The organism is Curvibacter sp. EU05-FHT14A10, from assembly GCF_058791075.1.
On record NZ_JBYTDE010000014.1, the window covers coordinates 87519 to 110280 of the forward strand.

Here is a 22762-nt window from a genome sequence, read left to right on the forward strand (position 1 = left end):
ATGTCCTTCTTGAGCATTGAGCGCACGGGTGGGGTGGTGCTTGCCACCATGTCGGAACCTGCCACACGCAACGCGATTACCGAAAACACCGCCGTTGACGAATTCGATGCCCTGTGCGCCGAGGTCAACGCCAACCCCGCCGACAAGGTCGTGGTCATCACGGGCGCTGGCTCGGTCTTCTCCTCCGGCGGGAACATCAGCACCATGCACCGGTGCATGCAACCTGGCATGCCCTGCGAGGAGATCATCGCGGACTACGCAGAGGGCATTCAGCGCCTGCCGCAGATCATCGCCAGATTCCAGGTGCCGACCATAGCTGCGGTCAACGGCCCGGCGCTTGGAGCCGGCTGCGACCTGGCATGCATGTGCGACATCCGCATCGCGGCGGACACGGCAAGCTTTGCCGAAAGCTTCATCCACTTCGGCATCGTGCCGGGTGATGGGGGGGCGTGGCTGCTGCCTCGCATCGTCGGTGCCTCCATGGCAGCAGAGATGAGCTTCACCGGCGACGCACTGACTGCCGCACAGGCGCTTAAGGCAGGATTAGTGAGCCGTGTTGTCAAGGCCGATGCCCTGCTCGCCGAGGCGCAGGGGCTGGCGCAACGCATGGCGGCCCGCTCTGGCCCGGCCTTGCGTTTCACCAAGAAGCTGCTTCAGGAGTCGCCCCGGCAAAGCCTGGAGGCCTTGCTGGCCATGTCAGGGGCTTACCAGAGCATCTTGCACAAGACGCCAGAGCACCGCAGCGCAGTCGAGGCCTTCGAGGCTCGCCGCAAGGTCAAAAGCGCTAGCGCCCACTGAGGGACCAGGCATGCAAAGAAGAAAGACCTTCCTGCCTCTGGCCGCCATGTCAGCTTGCGCTGCCCTGGGCTTTCTGGCCTGTCCAGTGGCGGTGCACGCCGCACCTGCGTATCCCGAGAAGCCCATCCGCTTGCTGGTGCCGTTTCCTCCGGGCGGAGGTGCAGACCGTGTGGCCCGCGCCCTGACCAAGAAGCTCGAGCAGACGATGCAGGCTAGCTTTGTCATCGAAAACCGGGGTGGAGCCAACGGCACCATCGCGCTCGACGCGGTGGCCAAGTCTCCTGCCGACGGATACACGCTGGCGCTCACGCTCACGGACCACATTGCGCTCAGTCCGGCAATGTCGGACAAGCTTCCGTACGACACTTTCAAGGATTTTGCTCCGGTTGCCCTGGTTGCCTCTTACCCCTTCGTGATTGCCGCGAGCACCACGGGTGGCTCTGCGTCGATGGTCAAGGCGCTCGAATCAGCCAAGGCGGCGCCGGAGAGCCTGGCGATTGGTTTCCCGAGTGCCAACGCGCGGCTGGCCATCGAGCGGCTGCAGCGCCGGGCCGGTGTCAAGCTCAACGTCATACCGTACCGCGGCATCGCCCAGGGGCTGCCCGACCTCATTGGGGGGCGTTTGGCGTTCTGGATCGGTACCAGCGCAACGCTTCGCACGCACATCGAGGGTGGCAAGGTGCAGGGACTTGCCATCACCTCCGCAAAGCGGTCGCCCGCCCTGCCAGATGTACCTACGGTCGCGGAACTGGGCTTTCCGGGGTTTGAGACTGTAAGTTGGTATGGGGTGCTGGCCCCGGCCAAAACGCCCACGACCATCATCGCGACGCTGAACGCGCATATCAACGCCGCGTTGAACTCCCCCGAAGTGAGGGCCGCATTCGAGGCGGATGGGGCGACGATTCTGGGCGGCTCCAGCGACCGCCTTCTGGAGACCCTGCGCGCAGATACCAGGACGCTCGGTGCCCTGGTCAGGGAACTGGGACTCAAGGCGGATTGAGTTGCCCCATATTTTGGAAAGAACGACAATGAAAATTGCAATGATTGGACTAGGCGAAGTGGGGCGCTGCTACGCCAGGGCCCTGCACGCCGCAGGGTATGAACTCAGCCTGTGCGATGCCCGGCCTGCGCCCGCGGCGGTGGGCCTGGCGCTGGATTGGGGATTGCCGGTGCATACCTCGATCGACGCTTGGCTGGCCGGCTGCGACTGGGTCTTGTCGTGCGTGACGGGTGCTCATGCGCTGGGCGTGGTGGAGCAGTGCCTGCTGCATGGCCGTCCGGGGGGCACGATTTGCGATATGACCACGGCCAGCCCGGATACGAAGCGGTCTGCGGCGAGCCGTGCACAGAACGGTTCCTTGCGCTATGTGGACGTGGCCATCATGGGGGCTATCTCCTTGAGCCTCGAGAGAACACCATTGCTGGCTGCGGGTGAGGGCTCAACGGAATTTGCGCAGCTGATGGCCAAGGCCGATGGGCGGGTCAAGGCCATTGAAGGCGGCGTCGCGGGAGATGCGATTGCGTTGAAGATCCTGCGCAGCGTGTTCACCAAGGGCATGGAGGCGCTCAGTGTGGAACTGCTGATGGCCGCCGAGAAGCAGGGGGTGCGGGAAAAGCTCTACGCGCAGCTGCGGGACATCGACGAAACGCCGCTGCGCACCTTCATCGAGATGCTGGTGCGCACCCACGTTATCCACGCACGCCGACGCTCGCACGAGGTCCACGATGCAGCCAGCGAACTGGGCAAGCATGGTATTGCTTCGGTCGTGCTGCCGGGTGTGGAGCGCCGCTTCGCGCAGACCATAGAGGCACTGGAGCGCCAGGCTCCATCCCAGGTCGAGCCCACGATTGACGAGGCCCTGGTGTGGCTGTTGGAGCAATCTGGCCAGCAGCTCTGATGTAGAACCCAGTACCCGTCCCGGGACAGGAAGCCTGGCCTGGGATGGGATGCCTACGGATGAAACTGCTGCCATCGCCGCAATTTGCGTCAGAATCATTGAGGCTGGTGCAAGGCTTGCCTGGCGATGAAGGATTGCGGCGAATGCGACTCGAGAATCAAACCCTGGAATGGATAGCCCGGACCCCCGGACTGGTGGAAGAGCTGTTCGACGGGCTGCCCGATGTCCTTTTCTACATGAAGGATTCCGAGGGGCGGTACCTGTGGGCCAACAAGACCCTGATTGAGCGCAGTGGCCTGGACGGGCTGTCCGACGTGGTGGGCAAGACGGCGGACCAGCTGTTCCCGGTGTCCGGGTCCAGCACGATTGCCCAGGATCTAGAGGTGATCCGGACCGGGCACCCGATCCGCGAATTGCTGAGGCTCTACCGCACCTACAAGGGCGAGCGATACTGGTGCCTCAGCTCCAAGTTTCCCCTTCTCGACGGAACCTTGCGGGTCGTCGGGTTGGCGGGCCTGTCGCGCGATCTGCCCCGCCCCAATGAGCGCCATCGCAGCTACTACCGGCTGAACAAGTTCCTGGAGTTCATCGACGAAAGGCTTGACGAGCCGGTGCGTATAGCCGATGCCGCGGAGCATGCCTCGGTATCGATCGATACACTGGCCCGACTGGTCACAGAAGTGTTTCACATCACGCCCAAGCAGCTCTTGATGAAAAAGCGGATCGACAAGGCATGCCAGCTTCTGGAAGAGACCAATGACGCCATCACGGACATCTCCAGCGCGTGCGGCTACTCGGACCACAGTGCTTTCTCGCGGCAGTTTCGGGCAGCTACGCACATCACGCCAGCCCAGTACCGCCTTTCGCACAAGATGGTGAAGGGCACGTCCGGCTGAGCGGAAAGTGGGTCTGTCGCTCGATCGAGCGCACCGCAGGTTTGAAAGCTTGCCGGAACTGGCAATGGTTATGTGCGAAAGACAGACCCTCGGGCCTGCAGGTTTAGCTGCGGGGTGGCTCGGCCCAAGCCCCAGGGAAGTCTGCAGTGGTGGACAGGCTCAGAAGTCCCAAGGTGTGGGCAGGTTGGGTGGCACGGGAAGGTCGCTTGACTATGCGCAAATCCGCAAAATCACGCCATGAAGCCAGCTATCGTATCCAGGCCTCGCTATGGAGAATCGAGCATATGAAAATCCTCATCGTGTTTGCACATCCCGAACCCGCATCTTTCAGCGCTGCACTGAAAGATACAGCGGTCAATACCCTCACGCAACTGGGCCATGAAGTGGTCGTGAGCGACCTGTACCGCATGGGCTGGAACCCGGCCCTGGGGGCGTCCGACTTTGTGGGCGAGCGGGCCAACCTGGATTACCTGGATCTGTCCGGCGAGCAGGAGCATGCCTTTGCTACGGATGGACACTGTGCTGAAGTCAAGGCTGAGCAGGCGAAAGTTGCGGCCGCTGATATTGTCCTCTTCCACTTCCCCGTGTGGTGGTTCTCCATGCCGGCAATCCTCAAGGGCTGGGTTGATAGGGTCTTCAGTCGTGGCTTCGCTTATTCGAGCGGTCGAAAGTACGAGACGGGCCACTTCAAGGGCAAGAGAGCGATGCTGTGCATCACAACCGGCACGGCCTCGACGCTTTACGAGCCCAACGGTATTGATGGGGACCTCCACCATGTACTCTGGCCTATTCACAACGGGACTCTAGCCTACACTGGCTTTTCGGTTCTTCCCCCATTTGCAGCCTGGATGCCTGCGCGAGTGTCCGACCAGGAGCGCCAGGGCTATCTGACGGGCTATGCGGAGCGGCTGAAGGTGATTGATAGCGTAGAGCCGCTCTTTTTCCACCCGTGGAGCGACTATGACCACAGCCAGAGACTCAAGCCAGGTGTTGTGGCGAGGTCCGGCGTGCAGTGGAATCCGAGCGCCGGCCAGACGTTCGTGCAGTCGGCGCAAGAACATGCGCAGCAGTTACGCCCATCAGAACACCCGTTTCACACCTGAGGTCTCTCCAAGATGTCTGAACCCGAACGTGGCCTCTTCCGGGCCTTGCACCATGTTTGCATAGTGGTGCGAGACATCGACAGTGCCGTGGCGTACTACGAGTCTTTGGGCGTCGGTCCCTGGCAGGACTTTCCTTCTCTTGACATTTTCCGCGACGAGCTTTCCATGCCGGACGTGGATGCGTTCATGCAACTGCGCTACCGGTATTGCAACCTGGACAACATCCAGATCCAACTATGCGAGCCGGGTGAGGGGGGCACTCCTCAGCGCATCTTTCTGGACAAGCATGGAGAAGGGGTTTTCCATCTGGGCTTCACTGTGCCGAATCTGGATGCTGCCGAAGCCGACAGTTTGGCGTTGGGATTGGCTCCTTGGATGCGGGGCCGGCTCCCAGACCGCAGTGGCTTTACATATTTCGATACCCGCGACCAAGGGGCAGGTGTCACTCTGGAGATACGGGCAAACAAGCGCGTCTGAGCCGTTTTTCCACCTGTTCGCTCCTTACTGCGCTCTGTTCGGGGGAAAATGGGGAAAAACATCGCACATACGTCATGTTTCTTCTGACTCTAGCCCGCTGTGGATCAAGTGATACTCATCTCGATTGGCGTGGTCTGGAACGCAATCTGCTGCCACGTTCTGCCGTCCGCCTGCGTCCATACCTGCAGCACGCGCGAGTCGATGCGCACGGTGCCGGTACCGTCCTTGCGCACGGCCACCAGCAGCTGGCGGCCGGTCATTACGGCGCTGGTGCCGAGCACCTGCACCTTCAAGTCGGACCGGTCGATTTGCTGATAGTCGACGTGCGTGCCGCCGGAGCGGAAGTAGCTGTCGTAGTCGTCGGTCTGCCCCTTGGCATGCACATGGGTCAGGCCAGGGTGCAGGATCTCGCGTAGCCGCGCAAAGTCGGCGCGCTTCATGGCGTCGCAGCGCTGGGCCTCCAGGTCCAGCAGTAGGGCTTCGGCGTCGGAGGGGGAGTCGGTGGGGGATGTCATGGGAGCCTGTTGTGTTAAAAGCCCGGAGGGCGGTGGCGGTACTGTTCAGCGGGACACTGCGGAATGCTGCGGAGTTGTCACGAGACGGTTGCTGCCTGCACCGTGAGGTGCTCGCAGGCGCGCTGCAGCAGCTCGGTGGTCTGTGCCGCACCTTGTGCGACGCCGTAGACGATGTGATCGGGCCGCACCAAGGCCGCGCTGCAGCCGTGCTGGCCGAACCAGTGCGCAAGGATGCCGTCGGCCTCATGCAATGCCTGCACACCGGCCACCGCGCGCGTGGTGGTGTCGATGCATGCCACCTGCGCCTGCAGCCGCTGCAGCGCGTCGGTCCATTGCGCCAACTGTTCTGCCGAGGGCGTATCGCGCAGGACCAGTACGAAACCGTGGCCCAGCAGGTCGTCCATCATTTGCTCATGACCCGCCGTGCCGATCTGGCAGACCGGCTGTGGGAACTGCGTTCCCATCGGTGCTTCATCGCGGTCGATGAGGCCGTGGTGCACGCCAGGCAGCAGGCTCTGGCGCAGTTGCATGCGCACCTGGTGATCTTGTTGGGCGCGCAGGTGCTCGTCGCGCTCGCGGGCCCGGGTGGGGTCGCGCTCGCAGATGATCTGCCCCAGGCGCTTGACGGTGGCCGTGACGGCCTCCACCTGCGGGCCGCGTTCTGTGCCGTAGCTGTCCAGCAGCTCGTCACCCGCATGGCCCTTGAGCACCCAGTCGAGCTTCCACGCAAGGTTGGCGGCATCGCGCAGGCCCTGGCACATGCCCTGGGCCAGAAAGGGCGGCATCTGGTGGGCACTGTCCCCCGCCAGCAGCACCGAACCCCGTCGCCACTGCTCCAGCACCACGGCGTGGAAGCGATATGTGGCGGCGCGCCAGATGGTCGCATCCCCCGATGCGAGCCAGGGCGCCAGCAGTTGCCAGATGGCTTCGGGCGGCATCTCGCGCTGCTCGGCCTCGTGCGGCAGCAGCAGAAACTCCCAGCGCCGGTGCGTACCCGGCCCGACGACGTAGGTGCAAGGCCGTGCCGGGTTGCAGTACTGGATGTTGGTGTCGGGCAGCCGGGCCAGCACGGATTCGTTTACATGCATGTCAATCACGATCCAGGGCTCGTCAAAATCCAGGCTCTTGAGGCGCAGGCCCAGGCGCTTGCGCGTGGGGCTGGTGCCCCCATCGCAGGCCACCACATAGCGCGCATGCACTTCGCGCGGGCTGCCGCCGGCTGCCTGCACCTTGAGCGCCACGCCTCCATGTGTCTCCTGGACATCGGTGACCTCGTGGCCCAGATGCACCTTCACGTTGGGTAGTGCGCCTACTGCCGCACGCAGCGCGGTCTCCAGCGCTGGCTGGTTGAAGGTGTACGACGGTGCCCAGGCCAGCGGGTAGGGCGCAGGTCCCATGTCGAAATGCTGGATGGGCTGGCCGTCTGCGCCCTGGTAGATGGTGGGGCGGTAGGGCGTGATGTGCGCTGCCAGCGCGCCGCTAATGCCGATCTGCTGGAAGGTGCGCATGGCCTCATGGTCTAGCGCAAAAGCACGGGGCAGGGGGTAGATCTGCTCAGACTTATCAAAGACCGCGACGCGGCACCCGCGCTGCCCGAGCAGGGCGGCCATGGATGCGCCCACGGGCCCGAAGCCGATGATGGCGACGTCTACAGAAGAGGGGATGTGGCTGGTCATGGTGTAATTAATGCAATAAATGCGAATTGTGCATAAAAAAATAAAATGTGCATTAGGGGTTGATCCTGATGTCGGTGTCCGTGCTTCGATTGAAAAATGCACAAAGATGAATTTGTGCATCTAACAAGGAGACGATATGTCGATGATGAAAGCGGCCCGCCTGCACCAGGTCGGCGCCCCCATGGAGATCGAGCAATTGCCCATCCCTCAGCCTGCGGCCAACGACGTGCAGGTGCGCGTCCGGGCCTGCGGCATCGTGCCCAACCTGGGCAACATCCTGGCCAACTGGACCACATGGTTCCCGGAGCTGCCCTTGCCCCCGCTGCCGGCCGTCTTCGGGCTCGACCCCGCGGGAGAAGTGACGGCGGTAGGCTCCCATGTGCATGCCTGGAAGCCGGGCGACCGCGTCTACGTGAACCCCAGTCTGTACTGCGGCGGCTGCCGCGCCTGCCGCAACGGCGACCTGATCAACTGCACGCACTATGCGTTCAGCGGCTACTTCGGTTTCTCGCAGAACTCGCTCAAGCTCTATGAGAACTATCCCAACGGCGGTCTGGCCGAGTACATGATCGCCCCGCAGTACGCGCTGGTAAAGCTGCCCGATAACGTGGGCTTCAACGAGGCGGCGCGCTTCGGCTACCTGGGCACCATGTACTCTGCCATGCGCAAGGCAGGCGTGGGGCCGGGCAAGAGCGTGCTCATCAACGGCATCAGCGGCACGCTGGGCATTGGCGGCGCACTGTTCGGGCTGGCCATGGGCGCCACCCGCATCCTGGGCACGGGTCGCAACCAGGAGCTGCTGGACCGGGTCAAGGCGCTGGCGCCCGACCGCATCGAGGTGTTCTCGAATGCCGACGGCGGTGCTATCGACACCTGGGTAAAGTCGCGCACCGAGGGCCTGGGGGTCGATACCTTCTTCGACGCGCTGGGCCCCGGCGCCTCGCACGAGACGCTGCAGCAGGGCGTGCGCGCCCTCAGGCGCGGCGGGCGGGCCTACAACATCGGCGCCATTGCCGGCATGGTGGGCATGGACCTGCACACCATGATGGACGAGCAGCAATCCATCGAAGGCTCGGCCTGGTTCACCGCGGGCGAGGGCCAGGACATTGCGGACATGGCCGAGGCGGGCACGCTCGACCTGTCGGTCTTCGAGCATGTCTGCTATCCGCTGGACCGTATCAACGAGGCGATCTCGGGCATTGCGGGGCGCAATGGCGGGTTCAGCAATTTCGTCATCAATCCCTGAGAGGTGCCCACCATGCAAATCAGGCGAATCGTCGCGGGGGTCGGTGCCAACGGCCGCTCGCAGGTGTTCACGGACGGCGTGGCGCCGCGTGCCGTGGAGTTCGAGAGCGCACAGGGCTTTGCCGCTGCCTTGCTGTGGGCCACCTCGGCCGGCGAGGTGCTGGGCCAGGGGGCGGTGGCCGACCGCACTGGGCAGACCGGTTTCGTGCCGGCAGCGGGCGAGACGCTGCTGATGTTCGTCACCTTCCCGCCGGACGCGGTGATGATGCGCGCGGATTTCGACGGTGCGGCCTTTGGTGCGGAGTTTGCGCAGAAGGTGCCGGGCCTGGCCGAGCGATTCGAGCAGGATCACCCGGGCATGCACACCACCGAGAGCATCGACTACGACGTGGTGCTGGAGGGCGAGATCACGCTGGAGCTGGACGACGGCGCCCAGGTGCTGCTGCGCCGGCACGACGTGGCGGTGCAGCACGGCAACCGGCACGCCTGGCGCAACCACACCGACCAGCCTGCCACGATGCTCTTCGTGCTGATGGGGGCGCGGCGGCCAGGTTGAAGGCCATGACGGGGCTTGCAGGGGCGGCAGGCCCCTGCGTGCATCACGCCTGCTGGCGCGCGGCCTGGAGCCAGCGGATCTCGCCGAGCAGGTCCACAAGGCCGGCCTGGATGAAGCCCAGGGTCGGCTCGTCCACCAGGCGGCCGTCTTGGATGCGGCTGGCCACGCCTGCGATGGCGATATGCTGGCGCACCAGCGGCCGGGCCAGCGTGGCGGCCAGGGCATCGCGGATCTGCGCTTGCGCGCGCACGCCGCCGGCCGTGCCGGGCGATGCGGTCATGACCAGCACCGGCTTGCCCTTGAGCGGCGAGGCGAAGCCCGGGCGCGATGCCCAGTCGATGGCGTTCTTGAGCACGCCGGGGATGCCGTAGTTGTATTCGGGCGAGCAGATCACCAGGCCGTCCGCAGCCGCGATGGCAGCCTTGAGTTGCGCGACTGCGGCCGGTGGGCTGTCGCCATCGAGGTCGGCGTTGTACATGGGCACGTCGCCCAGCGGGAACAACTCCAGCGTGGCTGTGGGTGGTAGCAGCGGTGTGAGGCTGCGCAGCACGGCCGTGCAGTGCGATGCGCGGCGGATGCTGCCCGATATGGCAACGAGGCGGGTGGGGGCGGCGTTCGGGTTGGCGGTCACTGGGGTTTGCTCCTTCTTTCAATTGTTTGAGTTTATGCATAAAATTCAAAACATGTACAAAAAAGAAACGCCCACGCGCACACCACCCCTGGTTGACCAGGCGTTTGCACAACTGCGCCACGATGTGCTCAGCGGTACCTACGGTGCCGGTGCCAAGCTCAAGCTCGACGAGCTGCAGACGGCGTATGGCTTTTCCAGCAGCCCGCTGCGCGAGGCCCTGAGCCGCCTGGCCCAGGAGGGCCTGATCCGGGCCGACGAGCGGCGCGGCTTTCGGGTGGCCGCCATTTCGGAAGAAGACCTGGCCGACATCACCCGCATGCGCGTGATGCTGGACGTGCAGGCGCTGCGCGAATCCATCGCCCATGGCGACGATGCGTGGGAGGCCTCTGTGGTGGGTGCCTACCACCGGCTTGAAAAAGTGGAAGGCCGCCTGGGCGATGGGCCGGTCATCCTGGACAACGATTGGACCGAATTGCACACCGCCTTCCATACCGCGCTGATCTCCGCCAGCCCGTCCGAGCGCCTGCGCACCTGGAGCGCCAGCCTGTTCGACCAGGCCGAGCGTTATCGCCGCTACTCGGCCCGCTTTCGCAAGACCTCGCGGCGCAAGTCGAACGAGCACCGCAAGCTCATGGACGCCACGCTACGCCGCGATGCGGACACCGCCTGCGCGCTGCTTGAAGAGCACATCCTGAGCACCCAGCGCAATGTGATGGCGGTGCTGGCCCAGGTCGAGCAGCAGGAGGGCTGAGCCTGCGGCCAGGGCTGAAGGGCTCCTGGCTGTCCCAGCATCCAACTGACCGGTAGCGGGCTGCACGCCCCGCCTACATGCCCTGGCGGCCATCGCGGCCCCGCGCATCCCTTTCAGCCTTTCTCTTCGCGCACCCCCAGCGCATCCGCGCCAACGCAGCCCAGGCGCCACGCCGCTGCCTGCCTGGCGAACGCGGGGTCGGATGCCGGCCACCCGCAACTTTCCCCCCTGTTGATTACCTGAGGCGCCGCCGCTGGCAGGCACTTTCGCGCCTCACAAATTTTGTGCTTGGTGTAAACCACTATGCATTTGCATTGTTTTATGCATAAAAATAACGTCATGCACAAACTCTGCGGCTGGAAATATTCACTCCGGGTAGCCGTTCTTTTCACCTCTCCCATCCCTTTGAAGGAAACCCATGAAACTGATGTCCTACTCGATCACCGGCCGTGAAACCTGGGGCGTTGTCGTCGACGATGGTGTGGCCGAACTGGCGGCGCGCACGGGCCATGCCACGCTGGCCGACTTCATCGCCAGCCCCGACTTCGCGCGCCGCGATGCGCTGGTGGCCGGGCTGGGTGCCGATGCGAATCTGGCCGACGTGGTGTACCTGCCCGTGATCCCCCGCCCCGAGAAGATCGTCTGCGCGGTGCGCAACTACATGGACCACCACCAGGAGGTGCTGGCCGCTGGCATGCAGCGCGAGCTGTCGGAGCAGCCGCCGATCTTCTTGCGCGTATGGCGCTCGCAGACACCGCACCAGGGCCCCATCGTGCGTCCGCACGTGTCGGAGTCGCTGGACTGGGAGGGCGAGCTGGCAGTGGTCATCGGCAAGGAAGGCCGCGACATAAGCGAGGCCGATGCCTGGGCGCACATTGCAGGCTACAGCTGCTACAACGATGCCAGCGTGCGCGAATGGCAGTTCCACGCCAAGCAGATCGCATCGGGCAAGAACTTCGAGTCCACCGGCGCCTTCGGCCCCTGGATGGTGACGGCCGACGAGATCGCCCCCGGCCGCGAGCTCAAGCTGGAGACGCGGCTGAACGGTGCCGTGGTGCAGTCCAGCCACACGGGCCACATGATTTTCTCCATCCCCCGCCTGATTGCCTACGCCTCCACCATCTTCACGCTGGTGCCCGGCGACGTGATCATCACCGGCACGCCGGCCGGTGTGGGCTGGAGCAAGAAGCCACCGCAGTTCATGAAGCCCGGTGACGTGGTGGAGGTGGAGATCGAGGCCATCGGCCTGCTGCGCAACCCGGTGGTCGCGCAGGCCTGAGCGTTGCCACTCCCCAGATCCCATCCATCCATCACCAACGGGTAGAGCACCAGGCCCCAAGACGGCCGCCGCCCATGGAGACAAGCACCATGAACAGAAGACACCTGCTGGCTGCCTGCAGCGCGGCTGCCGTTGCCTGGCCGGCATTGCCGGCCCTGGCCCAGGCCTACCCGGAGCGGGCCGTCAAGCTCTACCAGGGCTTTGCGCCCGGCGGCAATGCCGATGCCATCGCCCGCGCGGTGGGCATGGAGATGGCCCGTGCGCTGGGCCAGCCCGTGGTGGTGGAGGCGCAGTCCGGCGCGGGCGGCACCATTGCCGCCACCACCGTGGCGCGCGCCAAACCCGACGGCTACACACTGCTGCTGGCCACCGGTGGGCATGCGGTGGCGGGTGCGCTGTACAACACGCTGCCCTACAAGTCGGTGACCGATTTCGAGATGGTCTCCACCGTCACCTACTTTCCCTTTCTGGTGGTGGTCAACACCAACTCCAGGGTGCAGGGGCTGCGCGAGGTGATCGCCGGCGCGCAGGCCGCGCCCGGCACGGTGGCCTATGGCACGGCGGGGGTGGGCTCCACCCACCACCTGGCCGGCGAGCTGCTGGCCAAGCTGGCGCGGGTAAACCTGCTGCACGTGCCCTACCGGGGCGATGCCGCCTCGCTCACCGCCTTGCTCGCGGGGGACGTGCCCTTCATCATCGCACCGCCCACGGCGGTGATGGCCAACATCCAGGCCGGCAAGTTGCGCGCCATTGCCACCACCGGCGCGCAGCGCTGGCCGGGCCTGCCCAACGTGCCCACCGTGGCCGAGCAGGGCGTGGCCGGCTATGACGTGCGCTCGTGGGCCGGCCTGATGGCACCGGCCGGCACGCCCCGGGCCGTGGTGGATCGCCTGAACGCCGAAGCCCTGCGCGCGCTGCAGGCGCCCGCCGTGCGCCAGCGGCTGGAGGACATGGGCGGCGAGGCGCGCGGCAGCACGCCCGAGGAGATGAAGGCCATGGTCAGCCACGAGCTCGAAAAGTGGCAGCAGGTGGTGGCCGATGCCAAGATACCGAAACAATGAACGACCGAAGAATTCACTGAAAGACTTTTCGCATGACTCTGATCGCCATCCGCAAACGCAGCCTCAGCATTGAAACCATCTACCACGAAGGCGGCCCGCCAGCCCAGCAGCCGCTGCGCGTGGCTGCGGCCTGCGCGGTGATTCACAACCCCTATGCCGGCCGCTACGAGCCGGACCTGCTGCCCTTCATGGCCGAGTTGCGCAGCCTTGGGACCCTGCTGGCGCAGGAGCTGGTGGACACCCTGGGCAAGGACAACGTGCAGGCCTACAGCAAGGCGGCCATCGTCGGCGTCAACGGCGAGCTGGAGCATGGCGCGGTCTGGCACGAGGCGGGCGGCTGGGCCATGCGCCAGGTGCTGGGCGAGCCCAAGGCCATCGTGCCTGCGGCCAAGGCCGTGGCGGCCACGGGCTACCGGCTGATGGTGCCGCTGCACTACATCCATGCGGCCTATGTGCGCAGCCACTTCAACAGCACCGAGGTGGGCATACAGGACGCACCGCGCCCCAACGAGATTTTGTTCGCACTGGTGATGGCCAATGGCGGGCGCGTCCACTCGCGCCTGGGCGGGCTCACGCGCGAGCAGGTCAGCGTGCACGACGGGCAGCGCTGAGCATGGCAGCACACACCACCATGACGATGAAGGCTGTGCAGCTGCATGTCACCGGCGGCCCCGAGGTGCTGTCGCTCGTGGACCTGCCCGAGCCCAAGCCGGGCCCTGGCGAAGTGCGCGTGCGCGCCCACGCCATCGGCGCGGGCGGGCCGGACGTGCTGATCCGCAACGGCACCTACAAATGGATGCCCCCGCTGCCCGCCGTGCCCGGCAATGAGCTGGCCGGTGTGGTGGATGCCGTGGGCCCGGGCGTGGACCGCCTGGCCGTGGGCGAGCGCGTGCTGGTCAGCGCGCGCGAGCTGTCCCAGCGCGGAGGCTGCTACGTGCAGGCCATCTGCGTGGCCGAGGCCGTGCCTTTCGTGTTGCCAGAGAGCATTGCGTTCGACGACGCAGTGAGCCTGGGCAACTTCCAGCTCGCGCTGGCGCTTCTGGCGAGTAACGGCAACCTGCCGGCGCAGGCCATCCTGGTGCCTGGCGCGGCCGGCGGCGTGGCCACGGCGCTGGCGCAGGTGGCGCGCTCGCGCGGGCTGCGCGTGATCGGCACGGCATCCAGCCCGGAAAAGCGCGCCTTCGCGCTGGAGAACGGAGTCACCGACCTCGTCGATGGCGATGACGTGCAGACCCTGCCGCAGCGCGTGATGGAGCTCACCGGCGGGCGGGGCGTGGACCTGGCCTTCGACCATGTGGGTGCGGCGCTCTTTATCGCCTGCCTGCGCTCGCTGGCGCCCTCGGGCATGGCGGTGTCGTACAACATCCTTGCCGGCCCGCCGTCGAGCGACGTGTTCGACGAGCTGCGCAAGCTCCTGGCCAAAAGCCTTGCCATCCGCACTTTCTCCATCCATGCGGTGGATGCCGACATCGCGCAGCGCCGCGGCCTGATGGAGCAGGCCATTGCGCTGATGGCCTGCGGCCAGGTGCGCGCACCGCGCGCCATGCGCCTGCCGCTGGCGCAGGCCCGCCAGGCGCACGAGCTGCTGGACAGCGGTGGCACGCTGGGCAAGCTCGTCCTCATCCCCTGACCCCATGGAGGCCGCCACCATGAATCCACCCTACAGCGCCAACCTCTCGCACTGTGGCATCTTCTGCCGCGACCTGGAGGTGATGAAGCGTTTTTACACCGGCGTGTTCGATATGCAGGAGACCGACCGGGGCGAGGGTGTCACCTTCCGCTTCGAGATCGTGTTCCTGAGCGGGCGCGACGACCAGCACCATCAACTGGTGCTGGCCGGCGGGCGCGGGGCCGATGCGCCCAGCACGGTGATGCAGTTGTCCTTCAAGGTCCAGACCCTGGACCACCTGCGCGAGGCGCGCCGCCGGGCCCTGGCCCTGGGCGCGACGAAGATGCGCGGCCTGAACCACGGCAACGCGATCTCCATCTACTGCATGGACCCTGAAGACAACACCGTGGAGGTGTACCTGGACACCCCCTGGTACGTGAGCCAGCCCCACGGCGACCCGCTGGACCTGGACCAGGACGACGAGGCCATCTGGGCCCAGACCGAGGGGGTGGTGCGCACCGACCCGAGCTTCATGCCGGTGGAGGAATGGGCGGCGCGATTTGCAGCACGCAGCAAGGTCGTTAAGACTGCATCGACCTAACGTCCATAGTTCACGCGTTGCTTTTGTGTGCCGATTGATGCTGAGGAGTGCAGGCCAGCTAAAAGTCAGCGGGCGTGGCATTGTTTTGTTCGCCGGAGTTGTCAACACCTATTTTTGGAGCTTCTCCATTCTTGGGCGTCTCTCTATTGGCCAGCCCCGCACCTTGCAAGACCGTCTGGGCGCAATGACCCACTCGGCATTCGGGACGCCACTTCAGACTGGGTGAATCGCCCCGGGGCGATTCACAGAGCTTAGGCAAAGAGGTGTCCATCATGCTGCCAGCGCCACGTCCCCGGCACATTGGATGTTGACTGACTACGGTTTGGTCATGAACTTGGCGGAAGGTGTGTTGCTGAGTCCAATCGAGTCGGCACTGTCTTTTCTTCTGGATATCTGGCCGGAAAATGGAAGTAGGAAGGTTCTCTCTGTCAGCTGGTATCCATCAAGGCTTTGGCATCCTAGGCGAGTGGTCGTGTTCAAGCCCGGATCTTGGACACACATGCTTTGCATACAGGAGTAGTAGAAAGGCTTCGTTTAGACCGCCGCGAGCCGTACTTGAGTTGTTACTGCAGCGCACCAAGAGGAGTTTACGACTTTAGATTGACGGACAGTTGGCTGGGCAGTGCGCTGGGCCGCATGGATGCTGGGCCGGGGTTTACGACTTCAATTACCCAGAATAGGGGGGTGCGGATAAAAACTTGGACTGGTTTATGTCGCAAGCCCAAGGCTCAACCGGTATTCAATGGGGCTGAGAGAGCCAAGGGAGATCTTGATTCGCTTTTCGTTGTACCAGCGGATGTACGAGTCGACCGCCTCGATGAACTGCTCAATGGTCGTGCCCTTCCAGTCCCGAGGATAGAACAACTCGTTCTTCAACCGCCCGAAGAAGCCCTCGCACGCCGCATTGTCCGGAGAACAAGCCTTGCGGGACATTGAGCGGGTGAGATTCGCATCGCTCATTCTCGATAGCCAGCCTGGCCAGCGGTAGTGGCCACCGCGGTCGGAGTGAACCACGGGCCTATCTGGGGTTTCTGCCACCGTTTCGATGGCGGCATCCAGCATGGTGTTGACCAGCTCAGCATCCGGACTCGTGCCGATGGTCCAGCTCACCACCATCCCGTCGAAGCAGTCGATGATCGGTGACAGATACACCTTGCCTGCCGGGATCTGGAACTCCGTGATGTCCGTGAGCCACTTCTCGTTGGGGGTGGAGGCCTGGAAGTCGCGGTTGATGATGTTCTCAGGCGCTGGACTGATCTCACCCAGGTATGAGGCGTATCGGCGCTTCTTGGGCTTTGGAACGACCAGGTGTGCCTGCTTCATGAGTCGCTGTACCACCTTCTCAGAGATCGGTCCCTGTTGCCTGGCCAGCGAGGCCTGCAACCTGCGATAGCCGTAGCACCGGTGATTCGACTCGAATATCTCGGTGATGGACTGCCGCACCTGCAGATACTTGTCGCCCACCACTGCACGGGCCCGGTGGTAGAAGTACGAGCTACGGGCCAGCCCCACCTGCGCGAGGAGCTCTGGGAGGCCATAGTGCTCTCTCAGGGCGTCAATCAGCAGTGTCTTCTCCCGGTTGGACAGGAACTGCAGATTGACGCCCAGGCCTTTTTTTAACAGTTCATTGGCCTTATTCAAGAGGTCCTGTTCAAGTCTCAATTGCCGGACCTCGCGGCGCAATACAGCCACTTGGAGTTCGAGTTCGTCGCGCTCTCATTGCTGGGGAGATCTATGGGTGTGTTTCATTGAAGCAGGGGCCTCACGTCCCAGAAGTTGGTTCTTCCAGTTGTACAACGTTGGCCGGCAAACGCCGAGCTTGTCGGCAACAGCCTGCGCACTTTCCTGCCGCATGCAGAGCTCCACCACTCCCGTTTGCTTCAACGACTCGGAATACCTTCGCTGCCCAACACGACCGACGATTGCTTTCCTGGCCTCAGGAATGGCCTCGCGAATCCACTTGGTGAGCGTTCCGCGACCTGGATAGCCCAGGGCCCTCATGGTGGCTGCAATGCACCGATCATGGGCGAGGTAGTGCTCAAGGGCGGCAGCCTTCTGCGCCTGCGAGAACTTGGGCTCACGCCCTGCGTAGCCTTTAGGCAAGTCCTGGCGCTGCTGATATTCCCGATACCAACCTTTCAAGGAGTTCTTGGTCGGGTACCCCAACTGCCTGATGGTGGGCCTGACTCGCATGCCCAGCTTGATAAAGAGCTCAACGGCTCGGATTCTTTCTTCGTAGGAATACATGAACTACCTCTTGGTAGTCCAAGTTTTCGTCCGCACCCCCCACTAACCGCCGCTAAAGCGCACTGATCACGATTGCACTGGCGCCAACACCCACATGTGATCCTGCTCGAACAGATGAACTTAGTTCGTTTCGGTCTGTTGGATTGCGGTGGATTGGTGCTTGCTTTTTACCCCTCGGGCTTGGTGCTGATGAGTCCTCGAAGGTATTTCGACCCAATCTGGCTATGCTCGTGCAAGCGAGCAAGCATGGTCAGGTGTAGTTCGTCCCACACGCCTGTGGGGTCCCAGCTGTAAGAGCAGACGAGCGTCTCGTCAGAACGCATACCCGGATAAGCCACCCGCATCAGGAGGCTCGTAGGCGCGAATCGCGGGAAGTTCGCCAAGATAGCGTTCAATTTGCACGGTACTGAGCTGGCCCACACAGCCCTGCGCCAACGAGGAGGTCCCGACATCGCGCGTGAGTACATTGGGGTTGCCGTGCACACACATAGTAAGCCCATTCTCATCCGTCACAGGATCGTACCAAGCGCCGGTCGGCAGCCGTACTACGTCTTCACGTATGCCAGCGTCGATGTGGGCGCTGGCCAAACAGGCACCGACCTCGTTGAACAACCGCACGATGTCACCCTGTGCAATGCCGCGCGCGGCCGCCGTCGCCGGATGCAGAGTGCAAACCTCGCGGCCCTTGCGTTTGCTGGCCTGACTATACCCGCCGAAGTCGAGCTGACTATGCAGTTTGGTGTGCGGCTGGTTGGCCACCAGCCACAGCGGGTGTTCGGCCGTAGGACTGAATCGAGGTGGCAGCCAGGTAGGGTGGCCCGGGCAGTCGGCATAGCCAAATTTCGCGATGACAGGTGAGCTGATCTGCACCTTGCCGCTAGGCGTCTTCAGTGCGTTGGCCATCGGGTCCTCACGCAGGGCGCGTAGCACGCCGCCGTCGTCGTCCTTTTGCGGCACCGTGATTTCTCCTCGTTGCCAGAACTCATCGAAGCTAGGAGCTTCTTCGCCCAGCTCTTGCAGGCCTTGGCGGGTACGTTCGTACAGATAGGCCAGCCACTGGCGGGTGTCACGGCCTTCGCTGAACGCCTCCAACCCGCCCAGGCGCCATGCCAGGTCACAGAAGATGTCGTAGTCGTCGCGGGCCAGGCCGTGTGGCTCGGCCACGCGGTGCATAGCCACCACTAACGGGTCGGTTGGCGTAGCACCGATGTCCTCACGCTCCAGTGTCATGGTGCAGGGCAACACAATGTCGGCGTGGCGGGCAGTGGCGGTCCAAGCGATCTCGTGCACGACGAAGGTGTCCAGCGTACGGAAGGCCTTGGCCAGGCGGCTCAGATCTTGGTGGTGATGAAAGGGATTGCCTCCGGCCCAGTAGGCCAAGCGGATGTGCGGGTAGCTGTGGCACTTTCCGTTGTAATCGAAGGGTTGACCTGGGTTTAGCAGCATGTCGCTGATGCGCGCCACCGGGATAAATTCCTTTACCCCGTTGGTCCCCTGCGGCAGCGCGGCGGCAGGCACGGCGTTGTTGCGTTTTCCGTAGTGGGCCAGCGTACCCAGCGCGTAGTTATAGCCTCCGCCGGGCAGACCCAGCTGGCCCAGCGCGGCGCCCAGCACGGCGCCCATCCACACCGGCTGCTCGCCGTGCTCGGCGCGCTGCAGCGAATGCGACACCACCACCAACACGCGTTTGCCGATGAGCGAACGCGCCAGATCGATCAGTTGCTGCTCCGGCAGGCCGCAAATGGACGCGGCCCAGGCGCAGCTCTTGGCTGTGCCGTCGCTGCGGCCTAAAAGGTAGTCCTCGAAAGTGTCCCAGCCATCGCAGCACCGGGCCAAGAACTCGCGATCGTGTGCACCGTCGCTCACGATCCGGTGCACCAGGCCCAGCATTAGGGCGGTGTCGGTGTTGGGCACTGGGGCCAGCCATTCGAACTGTGCTTCGTCCGGCAGGTCACTCCGGATAGGGCTAATGGACACGAAGCGGCACCCACGCGCTGCGGCCTCGCGCATGGCATTGCGTTCCACATGCTGGCTTATGCCGCCGGACGCCACATGCGAATTCTTCAGAGCCATGCCGCCGAAGGCGAGCACCACTTCGGTGTGCTCGACGATCTGCTTCCAGGTCACGTTGCGGCGCGCCACCTCTTCCATGGAGCCGATCACGTGCGGCAGCATGGGGCCGGAGGCTCCTGCGCTGTAGCTGTTGACCGAACGCACGTAGCCACCCAGCGTAATGTTGAGGAAGCGGTGCACCTGGCTTTGCGCGTGGTGAAACCGCCCGGCACTCGACCAGCCGTAGGAGCCACCGAACACTGCCTGTGGGCCGTGCTGACCCTTCACGCGCTGCAGCTCCCGGGCCAGCAGGTCCAGCACCTTGTTCCAGGGCATGGGCACGTAGTCATTGTCCTTGCCGCGCGTCGGGTCGGGCCCGGGGCCACGCTCCAGCCAGCCCCGGCGCACCATGGGCATGGTCACGCGTACCTTGTGGCGCAACGCCGCGGGGAAGTTCTCAATCAGCGGATTGGGGTCCGGGTCGCCGGGGTGTGGCTTGACCGAAAGTGTCTGCCCGTCCCAGGCGGCGGAGAATGCGCCCCAGTGGGAACTGTGTGGTCGAAAGGTGGGCGTGTCGGTGCTCATGGCAATCGGTAAAGCGGAACGAGGTACTGCGGCAGCGGCTTATTCGGCCTTGAGGTTGCCCGTTTCGACGGCTCGCCGGTAGTTGGCAATGTCGTTGACGATGAAGTCGCTGAAAGCCTTGCCCGCCACGTGTGACTCCTGCGCTCCATCGGCACGGTAGACCTTGAGCAGCGCGGGCTCCTTCATCGCCTCTTTCACCGCGCGGCTGATATGGTCGATCACATCCTTGGGCGTACCGGCTGGTGCGGCCAAGCCGTACCACTGCGTCATCACCACGTCGATACCGGACTCCTGAAGCGTGGGCACGTCGGGCAGTGAGGGAATGCGCTTGGGCGTGCTGACCGCCAGAAGCTTGATCTTGCCACTGGAGATCTGGCCCATGAGTGGGGTGTAGGGTGCAAAGAAGCTCGACACCTGACCGCCGAACAAGTCATTTAGCGCCGGGCCGGACCCACGGTACGGAATGTGCCGGATGTCCACTTCGGCCTTCTGCTTGACCATCTCCATCACGATCTGCGCCGAGCCACCCGTACCGGTGGAGGCATAGGTCATCTTGCCGGGCTTGGACTTGGCTTCGGCCGCAAACTGCTTGGCAGTCTTGATGGGGGAGTTGCCGTCGACCATCAGGCCAAAGGGTGTCTCCACCAACTGCGCGATCGGCACGAAATCGTCGGGCACCTTGTAGGGCAGATTCGGCCGCAACGCCACGGCGTTGCCGAAGTTGCCGCTCATGGCCAGAATCAGCGTGTAGCCGTCGGGCTTGGACCGTGCCACGCTCTCGGCCGCGATATTGCCGCCTGCGCCCGCCTTGTTGTCCACGATCACCGTCTGACCGATGTGCTTTGACAAGGCCAGCGCAATAGTGCGCCCGTACAGATCACCGCCACCACCGGGTGGAAAGCCGACCACCAGCTTGATGGGCTGGTCTGGATACGCCGCCTGGGCAGCTCCGGCGAAGCAGGTCAGTACCGCCGTAGCGGCAAGGGCGGCAGTCAGTCGCAAAAGAGATTGGTTGTGCGCCATGGAAGTCTCCTCGTTGATTAATAGGTATGGAAAAAGCAGGATTTGAATCACACAGCCGGTAGTGACTGCGCCATGCCCAGGGCGACGCAGGCCGCCAGCAGTTCGAAGCCTTTGCGCACCCACGCAGCGGGCAGCTGCGCAGACACGCTGCGCGCCACCACCATGCCGCTGCACGCACCCAGTGCAAAGAGCGCGTCGAGCACGACATCAAGCCGGCCCGTGACAGACGAGACCACCATGCTCCAGGCCGACACTAGGGCCACCACCGCGAGCGAGGTTCCAACGGCCGTGTCTAGCGACATGTCGGTGAAACGCGGCAGGCCCGGCACGATCACGAACCCGCCGCCCACACCCAGCAAGCCGGACAGAGCGCCCGCCGCCGGGCCAATGCCAGCCCGTGCGCGAGCGCAGCCGGGAGTCCAGCACAGGCGGCCCGTGCGGCGGTCGAACAGGCAGGGGGCGCATGGACCGCCGGTGTCGGACTTGCCACCAGTGGAGGCAAGAGAGGGCACAGGCGTCGCCTTGCCGCGCAACATGGTCCAGGCGATCCACGCCATCAGCGCCGCAAAGCCCAGCGTCAGCGGGGATGTGGGTACCCGGTGCGCCGGCCACAAGCCCACCGGCGACACCACCAGCCCGCAAGCCGCCATCAACGCGGCAGCGCGGTAGCGCACGCGCCTGGCACGGAACGCCAGCACCGCGCCCAGAGTGGCGGCGAGTGCCACCGCCGCCAAGCCCATCGGCGCAGCTGTCGTCAGCGGTACATGAGCGGCCGCCATGAGCAATGGCACGGCCAATATGCCGCCCCCTGCGCCGGCCAGGCCCAGTGCCAGACCAATGAGCAGGCCAAGCAACAACATAGTCATGGTGCAGGCCGCAAGTGGAAGAGTCAGGCCAAGCCCATAGCGATGGGTGCGCCTGGCTGGGCGCACCACTCGCTCCAGGAGCCGGGGTATAGCGCGGCGCCCTGGAGCCCGGCCACTTCCATGGCCAGCAGGTTGTGGCAGGCGGTCACGCCCGAGCCACACTGGCTGACGATCTCGGCTGCAGGGCGATCACCTGTGATGGCGTTGAACTCGTTGCGTAACTGCTCAGCTGGCTTGAAGCGGCCATTGGCACCCAGGTTGTCCTTGAACAAACGATTTCTGGCACCGGGGATGTGGCCGCCGATGGGGTCCATGGTTTCGTTCTCGCCACGAAATCGATCGGGCGCGCGGGCGTCGAGCACCAGGCGTTGGTGGGTGTCGATATTGGCCTTCACGTCCTCAAAGCTCAGCGTTGCGACCAGCGGTGGCTTCAAGATGAAGTTGCCTGGAGGCGGTGCAGATGGCACGTTAGTGGAGACGGGCTGGCCTGCAGCCTTCCAGGCGGCGATTCCGCCATCAAGCACCGCCACGGCCCGGTGTCCCGCCCAGCGCAGCATCCACCACAGGCGCGCGGCATACATGCCACCGGCGTTGTCATAGGCCACGACCTGCGTGTCAGCATTCACGCCCACTGCAGTCAGCGTTGCGGCGAAGGCCTCGCGGGTGGGCAATGGGTGGCGGCCATTCTTGCCGGTCTTGGCAGCAGACAGCGCTTCTTCCAGATGCAGGTAGTGCGCGCTGGGCACGTGGCCTGCTGCATAGGCAGCCTTGCCAGCGTCGTGGTTGGTCAACTCGAAGCTGCAGTCCAGCACCAGCAGCGGGGAGCGCGCCTGCTGCGCAGCAGCCAGTTGTTGGGCGGAGATAAGGGCGTCGTACATCGTCGTCTTGGAAAA

The 22762-nt window shown here is 64.2% G+C and carries 21 protein-coding genes and 1 pseudogene; 14 read left to right on the forward strand and 8 right to left on the reverse strand.

Translation table 11 applies throughout. The annotated features are described in order from the left end of the window. The 6 genes from AC3WUT_RS22925 (at position 1) to AC3WUT_RS22950 (ending at position 5172) form a co-directional block, all read left to right on the forward strand. Positions 1 to 798, forward strand: coding sequence for an enoyl-CoA hydratase-related protein (locus AC3WUT_RS22925; RefSeq protein ID WP_492349386.1), 798 nt, complete (start codon positions 1 to 3; stop codon positions 796 to 798). Positions 799 to 808: 10 nt separating this feature from the next. Then, positions 809 to 1798 (forward strand): Bug family tripartite tricarboxylate transporter substrate binding protein, encoded by a 990-nt coding sequence (locus AC3WUT_RS22930; RefSeq protein ID WP_492349387.1) that lies wholly within the window; start codon positions 809 to 811, stop codon positions 1796 to 1798. Positions 1799 to 1826: 28 nt separating this feature from the next. Further along, positions 1827 to 2696, forward strand: a complete 870-nt coding sequence (locus AC3WUT_RS22935) for an NAD(P)-dependent oxidoreductase (RefSeq protein WP_492349388.1) — start codon at positions 1827 to 1829, stop codon at positions 2694 to 2696. Between the two features lie 143 nt (positions 2697 to 2839). Continuing rightward, on the forward strand, positions 2840 to 3592 hold the full coding sequence (locus tag AC3WUT_RS22940) for a helix-turn-helix domain-containing protein (RefSeq protein ID WP_492349389.1): 753 nt from the start codon (positions 2840 to 2842) through the stop codon (positions 3590 to 3592). A 284-nt stretch (positions 3593 to 3876) separates the two neighbouring features. After that, positions 3877 to 4695: an NAD(P)H-dependent oxidoreductase gene (locus tag AC3WUT_RS22945; RefSeq protein WP_492349390.1), complete on the forward strand. Its 819-nt coding sequence runs from the start codon at positions 3877 to 3879 to the stop codon at positions 4693 to 4695. A 12-nt stretch (positions 4696 to 4707) separates the two neighbouring features. Next, on the forward strand, positions 4708 to 5172 hold the full coding sequence (locus AC3WUT_RS22950; RefSeq protein ID WP_492349391.1) for a VOC family protein: 465 nt from the start codon (positions 4708 to 4710) through the stop codon (positions 5170 to 5172). A gap of 104 nt (positions 5173 to 5276) precedes the next feature. Here the strand turns inward: AC3WUT_RS22950 and AC3WUT_RS22955 are convergent, their stop codons facing one another. Both AC3WUT_RS22955 and mhpA read right to left on the reverse strand, forming a co-directional pair. Next, positions 5277 to 5687: a nuclear transport factor 2 family protein gene (locus AC3WUT_RS22955; protein WP_492349392.1), complete on the reverse strand. Its 411-nt coding sequence runs from the start codon at positions 5685 to 5687 to the stop codon at positions 5277 to 5279. 77 nt (positions 5688 to 5764) lie between these two features. Then, the gene (gene mhpA, locus AC3WUT_RS22960) at positions 5765 to 7363 is read right to left on the reverse strand and encodes a bifunctional 3-(3-hydroxy-phenyl)propionate/3-hydroxycinnamic acid hydroxylase MhpA (RefSeq protein WP_492349393.1); all 1599 of its coding nucleotides are present in this window, start codon (positions 7361 to 7363) and stop codon (positions 5765 to 5767) included. Between the two features lie 136 nt (positions 7364 to 7499). Between mhpA and AC3WUT_RS22965 the strand changes: the two genes are divergently transcribed. Together AC3WUT_RS22965 and AC3WUT_RS22970 are read left to right on the forward strand one after the other, a co-directional pair. Beyond that, positions 7500 to 8609 carry an alcohol dehydrogenase catalytic domain-containing protein gene (locus tag AC3WUT_RS22965; RefSeq protein WP_492349394.1) on the forward strand — a complete coding sequence of 370 codons (1110 nt, stop codon included), beginning with the start codon at positions 7500 to 7502 and terminating at the stop codon, positions 8607 to 8609. Between the two features lie 12 nt (positions 8610 to 8621). Further along, a complete protein-coding gene (locus AC3WUT_RS22970) occupies positions 8622 to 9164 on the forward strand; it encodes a cupin domain-containing protein (RefSeq protein WP_029413709.1) in 543 nt (180 codons plus the stop codon). A gap of 43 nt (positions 9165 to 9207) precedes the next feature. Here AC3WUT_RS22970 and AC3WUT_RS22975 read toward each other — a convergent pair whose 3' ends face one another. Further along, positions 9208 to 9795 (reverse strand): NADPH-dependent FMN reductase, encoded by a 588-nt coding sequence (locus tag AC3WUT_RS22975; RefSeq protein WP_492349395.1) that lies wholly within the window; start codon positions 9793 to 9795, stop codon positions 9208 to 9210. Positions 9796 to 9829: 34 nt separating this feature from the next. Between AC3WUT_RS22975 and AC3WUT_RS22980 the strand changes: the two genes are divergently transcribed. The 6 genes from AC3WUT_RS22980 to AC3WUT_RS23005 all read left to right on the forward strand — a co-directional run bounded on the left by AC3WUT_RS22980 (position 9830) and on the right by AC3WUT_RS23005 (position 15096). Beyond that, the gene (locus tag AC3WUT_RS22980; RefSeq protein ID WP_492349396.1) at positions 9830 to 10546 is read left to right on the forward strand and encodes a GntR family transcriptional regulator; all 717 of its coding nucleotides are present in this window, start codon (positions 9830 to 9832) and stop codon (positions 10544 to 10546) included. Positions 10547 to 10964: 418 nt separating this feature from the next. After that, positions 10965 to 11825, forward strand: a complete 861-nt coding sequence (locus tag AC3WUT_RS22985; protein ID WP_492349397.1) for a fumarylacetoacetate hydrolase family protein — start codon at positions 10965 to 10967, stop codon at positions 11823 to 11825. A gap of 89 nt (positions 11826 to 11914) precedes the next feature. Then, entirely contained in the window at positions 11915 to 12886 is a 972-nt protein-coding gene (locus AC3WUT_RS22990; protein ID WP_492349398.1) for a tripartite tricarboxylate transporter substrate binding protein, read from the forward strand. A 32-nt stretch (positions 12887 to 12918) separates the two neighbouring features. Beyond that, positions 12919 to 13497, forward strand: a complete 579-nt coding sequence (locus tag AC3WUT_RS22995; RefSeq protein ID WP_492349399.1) for an amino acid synthesis family protein — start codon at positions 12919 to 12921, stop codon at positions 13495 to 13497. Between the two features lie 2 nt (positions 13498 to 13499). After that, positions 13500 to 14516: a zinc-dependent alcohol dehydrogenase family protein gene (locus AC3WUT_RS23000; protein WP_492349400.1), complete on the forward strand. Its 1017-nt coding sequence runs from the start codon at positions 13500 to 13502 to the stop codon at positions 14514 to 14516. A gap of 19 nt (positions 14517 to 14535) precedes the next feature. Further along, positions 14536 to 15096, forward strand: coding sequence for a VOC family protein (locus AC3WUT_RS23005; protein WP_492349401.1), 561 nt, complete (start codon positions 14536 to 14538; stop codon positions 15094 to 15096). Positions 15097 to 15804: 708 nt separating this feature from the next. Here AC3WUT_RS23005 and AC3WUT_RS23010 read toward each other — a convergent pair. The 5 genes and pseudogenes from AC3WUT_RS23010 to AC3WUT_RS23030 all read right to left on the reverse strand — a co-directional run bounded on the left by AC3WUT_RS23010 (position 15805) and on the right by AC3WUT_RS23030 (position 22747). After that, a pseudogene (locus tag AC3WUT_RS23010) lies at positions 15805 to 17343 on the reverse strand (IS3 family transposase). 312 nt (positions 17344 to 17655) lie between these two features. Further along, on the reverse strand, positions 17656 to 19980 hold the full coding sequence (locus AC3WUT_RS23015; protein WP_492349402.1) for a molybdopterin-dependent oxidoreductase: 2325 nt from the start codon (positions 19978 to 19980) through the stop codon (positions 17656 to 17658). Between the two features lie 39 nt (positions 19981 to 20019). After that, positions 20020 to 21003 (reverse strand): Bug family tripartite tricarboxylate transporter substrate binding protein, encoded by a 984-nt coding sequence (locus AC3WUT_RS23020; protein ID WP_492349403.1) that lies wholly within the window; start codon positions 21001 to 21003, stop codon positions 20020 to 20022. 47 nt (positions 21004 to 21050) lie between these two features. Next, the gene (locus tag AC3WUT_RS23025; RefSeq protein ID WP_492349404.1) at positions 21051 to 21869 is read right to left on the reverse strand and encodes a TSUP family transporter; all 819 of its coding nucleotides are present in this window, start codon (positions 21867 to 21869) and stop codon (positions 21051 to 21053) included. Between the two features lie 23 nt (positions 21870 to 21892). Continuing rightward, positions 21893 to 22747 (reverse strand): sulfurtransferase, encoded by an 855-nt coding sequence (locus tag AC3WUT_RS23030; protein ID WP_492349405.1) that lies wholly within the window; start codon positions 22745 to 22747, stop codon positions 21893 to 21895. Positions 22748 to 22762: the final 15 nt, after the last annotated feature.